Source organism: Mycolicibacterium tokaiense (assembly GCF_010725885.1).
In the GTDB taxonomy this organism is placed as follows: Bacteria; Actinomycetota; Actinomycetes; order Mycobacteriales; family Mycobacteriaceae; genus Mycobacterium; species Mycobacterium tokaiense.
Genome location: NZ_AP022600.1, coordinates 3,328,997 through 3,342,570, shown reverse-complemented (window position 1 = coordinate 3,342,570; position 13,574 = coordinate 3,328,997). Strand labels below are relative to the sequence as shown.

General features: G+C 67.4%; 14 protein-coding genes. 9 read left to right on the top strand and 5 right to left on the bottom strand.

All coding sequences use genetic code 11. The features are described 5' to 3' along the window. Nucleotides 1-14: 14 nt before the first annotated feature. The 4 genes from rpsK to infA all read right to left on the bottom strand — a co-directional run bounded on the left by rpsK (nt 15) and on the right by infA (nt 1,347). A complete protein-coding gene (gene rpsK / locus G6N58_RS16360; RefSeq protein WP_068915668.1) occupies nt 15-434 on the bottom strand; it encodes a 30S ribosomal protein S11 in 420 nt (139 codons plus the stop codon). A gap of 5 nt (nt 435-439) precedes the next feature. Further along, the gene (gene rpsM, locus G6N58_RS16355) at nt 440-814 is read right to left on the bottom strand and encodes a 30S ribosomal protein S13 (protein WP_068915667.1); all 375 of its coding nucleotides are present in this window, start codon (nt 812-814) and stop codon (nt 440-442) included. Between the two features lie 152 nt (nt 815-966). Further along, entirely contained in the window at nt 967-1,080 is a 114-nt protein-coding gene (gene rpmJ / locus G6N58_RS16350; RefSeq protein ID WP_003879483.1) for a 50S ribosomal protein L36, read from the bottom strand. 45 nt (nt 1,081-1,125) lie between these two features. After that, nucleotides 1,126-1,347, bottom strand: a complete 222-nt coding sequence (infA, locus tag G6N58_RS16345; protein ID WP_003418601.1) for a translation initiation factor IF-1 — start codon at nt 1,345-1,347, stop codon at nt 1,126-1,128. Between the two features lie 248 nt (nt 1,348-1,595). On the opposite strand from infA, the gene G6N58_RS16340 reads away from it, so the two are divergent. From G6N58_RS16340 to G6N58_RS16300, 9 genes are all read left to right on the top strand, one after another. After that, complete coding sequence (locus G6N58_RS16340) at nt 1,596-2,108, top strand: NfeD family protein (RefSeq protein ID WP_115278010.1); 513 nt, start codon at nt 1,596-1,598, stop codon at nt 2,106-2,108. Beyond that, entirely contained in the window at nt 2,109-3,533 is a 1,425-nt protein-coding gene (locus tag G6N58_RS16335) for a flotillin family protein (RefSeq protein WP_115278011.1), read from the top strand. It abuts the gene before it with no gap. Between the two features lie 51 nt (nt 3,534-3,584). After that, on the top strand, nt 3,585-5,249 hold the full coding sequence (locus G6N58_RS16330; protein ID WP_068915664.1) for an NAD(P)/FAD-dependent oxidoreductase: 1,665 nt from the start codon (nt 3,585-3,587) through the stop codon (nt 5,247-5,249). A gap of 139 nt (nt 5,250-5,388) precedes the next feature. Then, nucleotides 5,389-6,882 carry an ATP-binding protein gene (locus G6N58_RS16325; RefSeq protein WP_115278012.1) on the top strand — a complete coding sequence of 498 codons (1,494 nt, stop codon included), beginning with the start codon at nt 5,389-5,391 and terminating at the stop codon, nt 6,880-6,882. Beyond that, a complete protein-coding gene (locus G6N58_RS16320; RefSeq protein WP_115278013.1) occupies nt 6,883-7,728 on the top strand; it encodes an LLM class F420-dependent oxidoreductase in 846 nt (281 codons plus the stop codon). A 17-nt stretch (nt 7,729-7,745) separates the two neighbouring features. Continuing rightward, a complete protein-coding gene (locus G6N58_RS16315) occupies nt 7,746-8,597 on the top strand; it encodes an LLM class F420-dependent oxidoreductase (protein ID WP_068919623.1) in 852 nt (283 codons plus the stop codon). Nucleotides 8,598-8,606: 9 nt separating this feature from the next. Continuing rightward, the gene (rfbB, locus tag G6N58_RS16310) at nt 8,607-9,596 is read left to right on the top strand and encodes a dTDP-glucose 4,6-dehydratase (protein WP_115278014.1); all 990 of its coding nucleotides are present in this window, start codon (nt 8,607-8,609) and stop codon (nt 9,594-9,596) included. A gap of 1 nt (nt 9,597) precedes the next feature. Next, nucleotides 9,598-10,218, top strand: a complete 621-nt coding sequence (rfbC, locus tag G6N58_RS16305) for a dTDP-4-dehydrorhamnose 3,5-epimerase (protein WP_115278015.1) — start codon at nt 9,598-9,600, stop codon at nt 10,216-10,218. 265 nt (nt 10,219-10,483) lie between these two features. After that, the gene (locus tag G6N58_RS16300; protein WP_115278016.1) at nt 10,484-12,139 is read left to right on the top strand and encodes a DUF222 domain-containing protein; all 1,656 of its coding nucleotides are present in this window, start codon (nt 10,484-10,486) and stop codon (nt 12,137-12,139) included. Nucleotides 12,140-12,150: 11 nt separating this feature from the next. Here the strand turns inward: G6N58_RS16300 and G6N58_RS16295 are convergent, their stop codons facing one another. After that, the gene (locus G6N58_RS16295) at nt 12,151-13,572 is read right to left on the bottom strand and encodes a GntP family permease (RefSeq protein WP_115278017.1); all 1,422 of its coding nucleotides are present in this window, start codon (nt 13,570-13,572) and stop codon (nt 12,151-12,153) included. Nucleotides 13,573-13,574 lie beyond the last annotated feature (2 nt).

Sequence of the window (13,574 nt, the reverse complement as noted above, 5' to 3'; positions counted from 1 at the left end):
TTTCTAGATCCTCCCTAGACCCGACGCCGCTTGGGCGGACGGCAGCCGTTGTGCGGCTGCGGTGTGACATCGGAAATCGCACCGACCTCGAGGCCCGCGGCCTGCAGGGAACGGATGGCGGTCTCACGGCCCGAGCCCGGGCCCTTGACGAACACGTCGACCTTCTTCACACCGTGCTCCTGCGCCTTGCGGGCAGCGTTCTCGGCGGCCAGCTGCGCGGCGAACGGGGTCGACTTGCGCGAACCCTTGAAGCCGACGTGACCCGACGACGCCCAGGCGATGACGTTGCCCTGGGGATCGGTGATCGAGACGATGGTGTTGTTGAACGTGCTCTTGATGTGAGCAGCGCCGTGCGGAACGTTCTTCTTTTCCTTGCGGCGGGTGGTCTTGCCGCGCCGGGCAGCGGTGCCCGTGGCTTTTTTAGCTGGAGGCATGCTGGTTACCTGGCCTTCTTCTTACCGGCGATGGTGCGCTTGGGACCCTTGCGGGTGCGCGCGTTGGTCTTGGTCCGCTGGCCGCGCACCGGCAGGCCGCGGCGGTGCCGCAGACCCTGGTAGCAGCCGATCTCGATCTTGCGGCGGATGTCTGCCTGCACCTCGCGGCGCAGGTCGCCCTCGACCTTGAGGTTGCCCTCGATGTAGTCGCGCAGCTGCGCCACCTGGTCGTCGGTGAGGTCCTTGGAGCGCTGGTCCCGGCTGATGCCGGTGGCGTCCAGGATCTCCTGGGAGCGGGTACGGCCGACGCCGTAGATGTAGGTCAGCGCGATCTCCATGCGCTTGTCGCGCGGGAGATCAACGCCCATGAGACGTGCCATCAGGCAGTGTTCCTTCTATTGGCGGAGGTCTGTTCCCAGTCCGTTCCCCTCACGGGGTCCGGCCTCCGTGCCGGACGTGGACAAGTGACGTATTCACTCAGTGGTACTGGGAGGTCTGCATTCAGTTGTGGGTGCTGCTGGAGCCGGGTTTTTCAGCCCTGCCGCTGCTTGTGGCGCGGATCAGAGCAGATCACCATGACCCGCCCGTGCCGGCGGATCACCCTGCACTTGTCGCAGATCGGCTTGACGCTCGGGTTCACCTTCACGGCAGTAACGATCCTTTGTTGTTCTGGATGGGAATGTCGGACTGTTTACTTGTAGCGGTACACAATGCGGCCACGGGACAGGTCGTAGGGAGACAACTCCACCACGACGCGGTCCTCCGGCAGGATGCGGATGTAGTGCTGGCGCATCTTGCCGCTGATGTGGGCGAGCACCTTGTGACCGTTCTCCAACTCAATGCGGAACATCGCATTGGGCAGAGGCTCGACCACGCGGCCCTCGACCTCGATGGCACCGTCTTTCTTGGCCATACGCTTCGGCGATCCTTGCTTTTTCGTTTCGTATCAACTGCGTCCGACGTCGGCGCAGCGTCTGTTCCGACTACAAAACGTGGACCGGAAGTGAGACATTCCTGAGGTTCGTGCAGACTGGTCTGCAGAACGGGCACGCAAAGAGTCGGCGCGGTAGCCGCACCGTTGGTCTACGATACCCGCTCGCCGCCCAGGCTCCAAAACAGCTGCCGAGGGACACCGCAGTCCATCCACCAGGGAGGGGCCCAGTGACAGCCGCGTATGTGGCAGCGTTCGTCGTCGGCGCAATCGCCCTGCTTGCTGCACTTCTTCTCGGCGACACCGGTACCGACCACGAGGGGTTGCCCTTCCTCAGTTTGACCAGCCTGTCGGCGGGGATCCTCGGCGCGGGCACCGGCGGCCTGCTCAGCACCTGGGCGGGGGCCGGTCCCGCGGTGGCGGGCGTCGTCGCCGCCGGCACCGCGCTGGGTCTGATCCTCGTCCTCAACGGCCTCGCCCTGCCGTATCTGCGCCGGCAACAGTCCAACTCCCAGCGCGGCCGGGCCTCCTACATCGGGTTGCTGGGCACGGTCACCCTCGACATCCCGCCGGGCGGATGGGGTGAGGTGTCCTTCGCCGACGCCGACGGCAACCGGGTGCGCGCCCGCGCGATCACCGCCGAACCCGACGCCCTACGCAAGTCCACCCGCGTCTACATCGCCGATGTCGACGCCGACCACGTCCACGTGGTGTCCGTCCCCGATCTGGAAGGCCGGCTCTAGATGTCCACACTGGTGATCATCATCGTCGCCGCTGTCGCCGCAGTCCTGCTGCTGGTCGTCGTCCCGCTGATCTACGTCAAGAACTACATCAAGGTGCCGCCCAACGAGGTGGCGGTCTTCACCGGCCGCGGCGCCCCCAAGGTGGTGCGCGGCGGCGCCCGCTTCCGGGTGCCGGGCATCGAGCGCGTCGACATCATGAGCCTGGAGCCGTTCAACGTCAGCATCAACCTGCAGAACGCGCTGTCCAACGACGGTGTCCCGGTCAACGTGGAGGCCGTCGGACTGGTGCGCATCGGATCGGCCGACGAGGCGGTGCAGACCGCGGTCCAGCGCTTCCTCACCTCGGACCTGGATTCGTTGCAGAACCAGATCAACGACATCCTGGCCGGCAGCCTGCGTGGCATCACCGCCACCATGACGGTCGAGGATCTCAACTCCAACCGCGACACCCTGGCCCGCAGCGTCGTCGAGGAAGCCGGGGCGGACCTGGCGCGCATCGGCATGGAAGTCGACGTCATCAAGATCGCCGGCATCTCCGACAAGAACGGCTACCTGGAGTCGCTGGGCCAGCGGCGCATCGCCGAGGTCAAGCGCGACGCCGCCGTGGGCACCGCCGAGGCCGAGCGCGACGCCCAGATCCGGTCGGCCAAGGCCCGCCAGGAAGGCGCCGTCGCCCAGGCCGAGGCCGACACCGCGATCGCCACCGCCAACCAGCGCCGCGATGTGGAACTGGCACGGCTCCGGGCCCAGACCGAGGCCGAGAACGCCGAGGCCGATCAGGCCGGCCCGCTGGCCAACGCCCGGGCCCAGAAGGACGTCGGCATCGCGATCGAGCAGGCCGAGGCCGCCCGGGTGCAGGCCCGTATCGAGGTGGAGCAGCGTCGCGCCGAGCAGGCCCAGGCCGCTCTGCAGGCCGACGTCATCGCCCCGGCCGAAGCTCAGCGCCAGGCCGACATCGCCCGGGCCGAAGGCCAGCGCCAGGCCACCATCCTGGCCGGGCAGGCGCAGGCCGACGCCCGCAAGGCCGCCGCGGAGGCGCTGCGGGTGGAACGCCAGGCCGAGGCCGACGGCATGCAGGCGCAGCTGGTGGCCGAGGCCGCCGGTAAGCGGGAGATCGCAGCGGCGCTGAACACCTACTCCCCCGAGGCCGCCCGGCTGCAGACGCTGCCCGATGTGCTGGCGTCGGTGGTCAAGGCCACCGAAGCTGCCGCGATGCCACTGGCCGAGATCGATCGGCTGTCCATCATCGGCGGGCCGTCCGACACCCAGGACGCGGTGGGCGGGTTGCTGGGTGTCAGCCCGCTGGCCGTGGCCAAGATCGTCGAGAGCCTGCGGGCCTCCGGGATCGACCTGGCCCAATTGTTGAACCGGAGCGAGCCGGCCGCGCCGACAGCCGACGAACAGCCCGTTTCGCCCACCGAATAAACGGCCGACCGCCACGCCGATTGTCGCCGGTCCGGCGCATACTTACTGACGATGCCCGGATCAGAGTCCCAGACCCGCAAACCCGTCATCCTGAGCGTCGACGACGACCCTGCTGTGTCACGCGCCGTCGCTCGGGACCTGCGCCGCCACTACGGCGAACACTTCAGGATCGTGCGCGCCGAATCCGGCCCGGACGCCCTGGAGACGCTCAACGAGCTGAAGCTGCGCGGCGAGACCGTGGCGGTATTCGTCGCCGACTACCGGATGCCGCAGATGAGCGGTATCGAGTTCCTCGAAGCCGCCATGGACATCTTCCCGATGGCCCGCCGTGTGCTGCTCACCGCCTACGCCGACACCCATGCCGCCATCGACGCCATCAACGTCGTCGACCTGGACCACTACCTGCTCAAGCCGTGGGACCCGCCGGAGGAGAAGCTCTACCCGGTGATCGACGCGCTGATCGACGCCTGGCGCTCCACCGGCGACCACGCCATCCCGCACACCAAGATCATCGGCCACCCGTGGAACGCCCGCTCCACCGAGGTGCGCGAGTTCCTGGCCCGAAATCGCCTGTACTACACCTGGTTCCGGGCCGATGAGGCCAAGGGCAAACAGCTGCTGGAAGCTGCGAGCCTCGATGAGCTGACCCTGCCGGTGGTGATCACCGAACAGGGTGAGACGTTGGTGAATCCCACCGACGCCGAACTGGGCGCCGTGCTGGGCCTGACGACCACCCCAGCCGACGACTTCTACGACCTGGTGGTCATCGGCGGCGGCCCGGCGGGGCTGGCGGCCGCGGTGTACGGCGCCTCCGAGGGCCTCAAGACGGTGCTGATCGAGCGCACCGCCACCGGCGGGCAGGCCGGGCAGAGCTCCCGGATCGAGAACTACCTGGGCTTCCCGGACGGCTTGTCGGGTTCGCAGCTGGCCGAACGGGCCCGCCGACAGGCCGAAAAATTCGCGGCCGAACTGATCACCGCCGCCGAGGTGACCGCACTCGAGATCGATGGCTCGGCCCGCACCGTGAAACTCTCCGACGGCCGTTCGATCGGCGCCCGCTCGGTCATCCTGGCCATGGGCGTGGAGTACCGCCAGCTGACCGCCGAGGGCTGCGACGGGCTGACCGGCGCAGGCGTCTACTACGGCGCCACCGCCTCGGTGGCCTCCGACTGCGACAACGACGAGGTGTACGTCATCGGCGGCGCCAACTCCGCCGGCCAGGCAGCGATGTTCCTCTCGCGCACCGCCAAGACGGTCAACATCGTCATCCGGCGCACGCTGGAGGACTCGATGTCGCATTACCTGATCCAGCAGATCAGGGCCACCGACAACATCAAGGAGCTGCCCAACACCGTCGTGCACGCGGTCAAGGGCGACGGCCATCTCGAGGGCATCTGTCTGGAGAACACCAAAACCGGTGAGCGCGAGGAGTTCTCGTGCGGTCGCATGTTCATCTTCATCGGCGCCGAACCGCGCACCGAATGGCTCGACGGGGTGGTGGTGCGTGACGACCACGGCTTCATCGTCGCCGGTCCCGACCTGCGCGACATCTCGGGCTGGACGCTGGACCGCCCGCCGCACCACCTGGAGACCAGCGTGCCCGGCGTCTTCGTCGCCGGCGACGTCCGCTCAGACTCCGCGAAGCGGGTGGCCGCCGCCGTCGGCGAGGGGTCCATGGCGGTCATGCTGGTGCACCGCTACCTCGCCGAGGCCTGACGGGAGCACGGCCGTGTCAGACCTGTGCGCCATGGAATCAAACCGGGGCCGGATTTGTTCCCACGAGTTGCCGCGGCGACCGATCCCCGCGCTGCAGACCGCCGTGCCTGACACCGACGCGAGATAGAAGGGACACCCCATGGGCGAACAGTGCCTGGCCGACGAGTTGCGCACGCTGTTTCTGTTCGAGCACCTCACCGACGAGCAACTGGACATGTTGTGCGGGCACGGCGAGATCAACACCTTCCCGCCCGGCCCGCTGTGCGCCGAGGGTGACCCGGCCACCTGCTTCTACGTCCTCATCGACGGTGAGCTGGTGATGTCCAAGCGCTCCGGCGGCGTCGACATCGAGACCAACCGCACCTCGCAGCGCGGCGTGTACTGCGGCGCGTGGTCGGCCTACATCCCCAACGAGGAACCGATGTACCAGGCCTCGGTGCGGCTGACCCGGGAGTCGCGCATGTTCGTCCTCGAGGCCGACGCGTTCGCCGAGTTCATGCAGACCCAGTTCCCGATGGCCGTACACCTGTTGGAAGGGCACATGGTCGGCGGCCTGCGCCAGCGCCAGATCCTCGATCAGCGGGAGAAGCTGCTGGCGCTGGGCACCATCACCGCCGGCCTGACCCATCAGCTCAACAACCCCGCCGCCGCCACCGCGCGCGCGGTCGCCGACCTGCGCGAGGGCGTCGGTCACATGCGGCACAAGCTGGCCATGGTGGCCGAGGCCAAGTTCACCCCCGAAGCCCTTCGGACGCTGATCACCATCCAGGACCAGGTGGCCGAGCAGGTGGCCAAGAGCAAGGACCTGGAACTGTCGGCGCTGGAAGCATCCGACCGCGAGGACCAGATCGGTGACTGGCTCGAGGACCACGGCATCAGTCACGCCTGGGAGTACGCCCCCACCTTCGTCGAAGCCGGACTGGACACCGACTGGCTGGAGCGGGTGTCGGTGGTGGTCGACGAGGCAGATGCCTCGGCGTCGCTGCAGTCGGCCGTCGGGTGGCTGAAATACACCATCGACAACGAACTACGGATGAACGAGATCGCCGAGGCCAGCAAGCGCATCTCGGCACTGCTGGCCGGCGCCAAGCAGTACTCGCAAATGGACCGCGGCTCCTATCAGAGCGCCGACGTCCACGAATTGTTGCGCAGCACCATGATGATGTTCGGCGACAAGATCGGCCATGCCGGCAAGGGCAAACCCATCACCCTGGTCAAGGAGTTCGAGACCGGGCTGCCCGAGATCCTCTGCTATCCAGGTGATTTGAACCAGGTGTGGACCAACATCATGGACAACGCCCTACAGGCCATGGACGGGCACGGCACGTTGACCGTCCGCACCATGCGCGAGGGCGACGGCATGGTGCGCATCGAGATCTGTGATGACGGGCCGGGCATCCCCCCCGACATCATCGACCGCATCTTCACTCCCTTCTTCACCACCAAACCCGTCGGACAGGGCACCGGTCTGGGGCTGGACCTGGCCTGGCGCGTTGTCGTCGAGAAGCACCACGGCAACCTGTCGGTGGAATCCAAGCCAGGTGACACCCGCTTCATCGTGTGCCTGCCACTGCAGGCCCCGGCCCCTGAGGCGGTCACCCCCGCCGAAATCGCCCCGGCGGACGCCGAATAGATGAGCAAGCCAGATCTCGGTCCGTTCGGCGTCTTCGGTCACTTCGAGCAGTGGGCGCAATTCAGCCCCCACGAACTGCAGGAGATCGAGGCACTCGGTTTCGGCGCGCTGTGGGCCGGTGGATCACCCCCTGCGGACCTGACCTGGGTGGAACCGATCCTGGCGGCCACCGAGACGCTGCAGGTGGCCGCCGGCATCGTCAACGTCTGGACCGCCGCGCCGGGTCCCACCGCCGAGTCGTTCCACCGCATCGAAGCCGCCTACCCCGGGCGCTTCCTGCTCGGCATCGGCGTCGGCCATCCGGAGGCGCAGACCGAGTACAAGAAGCCCTACGACGCCCTGATCGATTATCTGGACGACCTGGACCGCTACGGCGTGCCCCGGAACCGCCGGGTGGTGGCCGCGCTGGGACCCAAGGTGCTGGCGCTGTCGGCCCAGCGCAGCGCCGGAGCCCACCCGTATCTGACGACACCGGCCCACACCGCGCAGGCCAGGGAATTGATGGGCCCGGAGGCCTTCCTGGCGCCCGAACACAAGGTGGTGCTGACCGCCGACGCCGACGCAGCGCGTGCGGTCGGCCGCCGGATGCTGCAGGTGTACCTGGGCCTGGTGAACTACGTCAACAACTGGAAACGGCTCGGCTTCACCGATGAAGACGTGGCCAAACCGGGTAGTGATTCCTTGGTCGACGCCGTGATCGCCCACGGCGAGGTCGACGCCATCGTGGGCGCGCTGCGAGCGCACCTCGACGCCGGCGCCGACCATGTGCCCGTCCAGGTGCTGACCACACCTGACAAGCTGATACCCGCACTGACCGAGCTGGCAGGCCCGTTGGGTCTCCGATAGAGATGGGATCACCCCTGATGACTGACGCTGTGTCGCTCAAGCCCGATCTGGGTCGTTTCGGCGTGTGGACCGGTGGTCCGGTCACCCCGGAGCAGGCCGTGGAGATCGAGCAGCTCGGGTACGGAGCAGTCTGGGTGGGCGGGTCGCCGCCGGCCGATCTCAGCTTCGTCGAACCGATCCTGGAACAGACCTCCACGCTGCAGATCGCCACCGGCATCGTCAACATCTGGTCCGCCGACGCCGACACGGTGGCCGAGTCCTATCACCGCATCGAGAAGGCCTACCCCGGAAGGTTCCTGCTGGGCATCGGGGTCGGGCACCCGGAGCACACCCAGGAGTACGTCAAGCCCTACGACGCCCTGGTCTCGTACCTCGACGCCCTGGACGCCAAGACCGTCCCCACCAGCAGGCGGGTGATCGCAGCGCTGGGACCCAAAGTGCTGGAATTGTCCAAAGACCGCAGCGCCGGCGCCCACCCGTATCTGACCACGCCGGAGCACACCGCCCAGGCACGCGAACGCATCGGCAACACCGTGTTCCTGGCGCCCGAGCACAAGGTGGTGCTGACCACCGACGCCGAGAAGGCCCGCGAGCTGGGCCGCAAGACCGTGGGCTTCTATCTGGGGCTGAGCAACTACGTCAACAACTGGCGGCGCCTCGGCTTCACCTCCGCTGACGTCGAGCAGCCCGGCAGCGACAAGCTGATCGACGCGGTGGTGGCCTACGGCACCCCCGAAGCCATCGCCGCGCGGCTGACCGAACACCTCGACGCCGGCGCCGACCACGTGTGCGTCCAGGTGCTGGGCAGCAAGGACGAACTGGTGCCGACGCTGCGCGAGCTGGCCGGACCGCTGGGGCTCTCCAGCTAGAGTTTGGCCATGCGGCTGCTCGTCACCGGTGGTGCCGGATTCATCGGCGCCAACTTCGTCCACGCGGCGGTGCGTGACCACCCCGATGATGAGGTGACGGTGCTCGATGCCCTCACCTATGCGGGCAGCCGCCAGGCCCTCGACGGCCTGGACGTCCGCCTGGTCGAGGGCGACGTCGCCGACGCCGAACTGGTGGACCAGTTGGTCGCCGAGGCCGACGCGGTGGTGCACTTCGCCGCGGAGACGCACGTGGACAACTCGCTGACGGAGCCGCGAACGTTCCTGCATGCCAACGTGATCGGCACCTACACGGTGCTGGAGGCGGTACGCAGGCACGGCGCGCGGCTGCACCACGTCTCCACTGACGAGGTGTACGGCGATCTCGAGCTCGGCACCGACCAGCGGTTCACCGAGTCGACGCCCTACAACCCGTCGAGCCCGTATTCGGCGACCAAAGCCGCGTCCGACATGCTGGTGCGGGCATGGGTGCGGTCGTACGGCGTGCGGGCGACGATCTCCAACTGCTCCAACAACTTCGGGCCCTACCAGCACGTGGAGAAGTTCATCCCGCGCCAGATCACCAACATCCTGACCGGCCGCCGGCCCAAGCTCTACGGAACCGGCGCCAACGTGCGTGACTGGATCCACGTCGGCGACCACAACGACGCGGTGCGCCGCATCCTGAACGACGGTGACGCCGGGCGGACCTACCTGATCGGCGCCGAGTGTGAGCGCACCAATCGGGAAGTGCTGCAGAACATCCTGACGTTGATGGACTGCGACCCCGACGACTTTGATCACGTGACCGACCGCGCCGGACACGACATGCGGTACGCCATCGACCCCTCGGCATTGCGCGACGAACTGGGGTGGAAACCGGCACACCTCGACTTCCGCGACGCCCTGCGCGAGACCATCGTCTGGTATCGCACCCACCGGGACTGGTGGGAGCCACTCAAAGATGCCGTTGAGCGCAGTTACACCGAACGTGGGCAGTGACATGACTTTTCGGGAGCTTCGGGTGCCGGGAGCATGGGAGACAGTGCCCAGGCTGCACCAGGACGAGCGGGGGATGTTCTACGAATGGTTCACCGATCGCGAGTTCAGTGCTGCGGTGGGGCACCGGTTCGGGATGCAGCAGGCCAACTGCTCGGTGTCCTCGACCGGGGTGGTGCGCGGACTGCACTTCTCCGATGTGCCGCCGGGGCAGGCCAAATACGTCACCTGCGTGCGCGGGGCCGTGTTCGACGTGGTGGTCGACATCCGGGTCGGCTCCCCCACCTTCGGCCTGTGGGACGCGGTACTCCTCGACGACCGCGAGCACCGATCGGTGTACATCGGCGAGGGTTTGGCGCACGGTTTCCTCGCCCTGCAGGATGATTCGACGGTGATGTACCTGTGCTCGTCGGAGTATGCCCCCGGCCGCGAGCACACCGTGTCACCGCTGGATCCCAGCCTGGGCATCGAGTGGCCGACGACGGTGTTCGGCGCGGAGTGGGTGCTCTCCCAGCGCGACAGCGATGCCCCCACTGTGGCCGAAGCCCGCGATGCCGGCGTTCTGCCCACGTGGGCGGCGTGCGAGGCGTACGTCTCGGAGTTGCGCGAGCGCCTGCAGGGTTGAGGGTCGAATGGCGCAGCACTATGACGACGGTCGATGCCTCGGCGCTTCGGTGACACTAGCGGAGGTGTTGAAGTCCGGTCGGGGGGACCGCGGTGGCCGTCAGGGGCCTGACCGTTCGCGCTTCCCCTACCGCCAGGAAGACGCCCCGCGGATCGCCGATCTCTGAACGCCTACCTTTAGTCAACAATCCGGATCTTATCCACACCCCCAAGCCGCAAGCTGTTTTTGCTGGCAGACGCGGTGCAACGCTGGTAAAATCGAATGTATGTTCGAAGAATGCGATCCCGGAGCGCTGCTCACCGAGGTGGAATCTTCCCGCCTCGATGAGTCCGCGGTGTGGGCGCATCGGATGGCCGCCATCGCCGCGCTGCTGGCCCAGCGGATGAACGAAGGCTACGACCAACAAGCGATGCTGCCTGACGGCGATCCGGGTTTCGGGTTGATCTCCGGGTTCGTGCGCACCGCCGCCGAAATCGGGCCCGCGTTGGGGGTACCGCCGGCGGTGGCCATGAAGATCGTGGGCTATGCCGACGCCCTTGATGAGCGGCTGCCGCAGATCTACGGTCTGCTGGCCTCCGGACGGTTGGACTGGGACTCGACGAAACTCATCATCAACCGCACGGCCAATGTCACTGACACCGCGATCCGGGACGTGGACCGCAATCTGGCGGCGAAGATCGCGACCTGGGACTGCTGGTCCCGCACCCGCCTCCAAGGTGCCGTCGACAGAGCCATCCTGCACGTCGATCCCGACGGCGCCAAAGAGCGTCGGGTCGCCGCCGACACCGAACGCCGAGTCAGCGCGAAGGCACTACCCAACGGAATGGGTGAAATCCGCCTCTACGCCGGCGCTCCGGTGATCGCCAAAGTCGATGCCCGGCTGGATCAGATGGCCAAGGCGGTGTGCGGCCAGGATCCGCGAACGTTGGTGCAGCGGCGGGTGGATGCGGCGGAGGCCATCGCCGACGGCAGCTTTGTGTTGGCGTGCGCGTGCGGGTGTGAGGACTGCCCCGCCCCCAGACCCGAACCCAACACCACGCCGGCGGCGGCGGCGGCGCAGTACGTCATCAACGTCATCGCCCCCGCCGCCACCGTCACCGGCGACAGCGACGAACCTGGCTTCCTGCAGGGCTACGGCGTCATCGACGCCGACCAAGTCCGAGAACTCGTTGACCAACCGGGCAGCGTATGCCGGGATGTGCGCAACCCCGACACCGACCCGAATGCCCCCACCGAAACCCGCGACGGCACCTCGGTGCTACTGCGCCACCACTGGTCCGCCGCGATGGACCGCTGGGTCCGCGTCCGGGGGCTGACGTGCTCGTTCCCGTTCTGCAACCAGCCCGCCTGGACAGCCGACCTCGACCACAGCATCCCGTTCGATCACCAGCATCCGCTGCGCGGCGGGTGGACCGCCGGGTTCAACCTGGATCCGAAATGCCGCACCCATCACAGGATTAAGACGTTCCTGTCCGGCGAGGGCGGCTGGAGCACCAGACAACTCACCGGCGGCACCATCGAGTGGACCTCACCCACCGGGCGGACGTACCGGTCGGCTCCGGATGGGGCGGAGTTGTTCGACGACCTCGCCGCAGCGTGCCGCCCCAAACCGTGGACCCGACCGCGGGACCCGAAGGCAGAGAAGACCGCCCGGATCGCGGCTGCCCGGGCCGGGTTGGCGGCCAAACAGGCGTCCAACCGCGAGACCCGGTGGGTCAACCAGCAACGCGCCCACGAAATCAGACAACGGGGGCGCCGCAACGACGTCCGCTTCAAACGACTGGTCCTCAGTGGCCGCCGTCGCACCGCCTCCTGGTGCCCCTGGATCAACGACCCCTGGGAAGACGAATCCATCACCGCCGACTGGCGACCACCACCCCCACCACCACCGGCAGACGACTGCGAAGAACCACCCTTCTGACGGGCGGCCGCTCAGCCGATTGCCCAGAGCCCCAGGCTGATGATGAAGGCAGTGAGACCCAGGGTGGTTTCCATGACCGTCCAGGTCTTCAGCGTGGTCTTGACGTCCATGCCGAAGAATCGGCTGACCAGCCAGAAGCCGGAGTCGTTGACGTGGGACAGCACCGTGGCGCCGGCCGCAATCGCAATCACCAAGGCCACCAACTGGACACCACCGAGGCCGGCAGCAGCCACCGAGGCGCTGAGCAGCCCGGCCGTAGTGGTCAGGGCGACGGTGGCCGAACCCTGGGCAACCCGCAGCAGCGTGGAGATCAGGAAGGCCTGCAGGATCAGTGAGATACCGAGGTTGGACAGCGATCCGCTGAGCGCGTCGCCGATACCGCTCTGGCGCAGCACACCGCCGAACATGCCGCCCGCGCCGGTGATCAGGATGACCGCGCAGATCGGGCCCAACGCTTTGTCCAGGATGTCGCTGACGGTGGCCATCGACCGGCCCCGCAGACCGAGGGCCACGGTCGCCACGATGACTGTGATGAGCAGCGCGACGGGGGTGTTACCCAACAGCTTGAGGTACTCGGCCCAGGTGGCGCCGTCCTCGATCACGCCGGCGGTCATCAGGGTGTCGAGCACGGTGTTGAAGGAGATCAGGACGAACGGCAGCAGGAGCACACCGAGCACGGTGCCGAAGGCAGGAGCCGTGCGCGCTGCGGTCTTGGTGCTGCCGCCCCCTACGGCGGTGTCATCCGCGTCCTGGCCACCGTTGATCTCACCGAAGATCGAGGTGGGCAGGTCGACGTGGATGCGCTTGCCCAGCACCTGCGACACCAGGTAGCCGCCGACGAACCAGACGACGACGGCGACCGGCGCTCCGATCAGCAGCGTCAGACCGATATTGGCGCCCAGGGCCTCCGCGGCGGCGACGGGCCCGGGGTGCGGCGGAACCAGAGCGTGCATGGCGGCAAAGGCGCCGGCGGCGGGCAGGGCGTAGAGCAGGACCGAGCCACCGAATCGCCGGGCCACCGTCAGGATGATCGGCAGGAACACCACCAGGCCGGCGTCGAAGAAGATCGGGAAACCGAAGAGCAGTGCCGCCACACCCAGCGCCAGCGGTGCGCGTTTCTCACCGAACCGGCCGATCAAGGTGTCAGCAAGAACCTGTGCCCCGCCGGTGACTTCGAGCAGGCGGCCCACCATCACCCCGAAGCCGACCAGTAGTGCCACCGACCCCAACGTGCTGGAGAAGCCCGACGTCAGCGCGGTGGGCACGTCAGCCACCGGAATCCCGGCCGCCAGGGCGGTCAGCAAGCTCACCAGCACCAGTGCCACGAACGCGTGGAGCTTGACCTTGATGATCAAGAAGAGCAGCAGGGCGACGGCAGCCGCCGCGATGATGAGTAGAGTGCCCGTGCCGTAGGCCGGTTCGATGGTGTTCACGA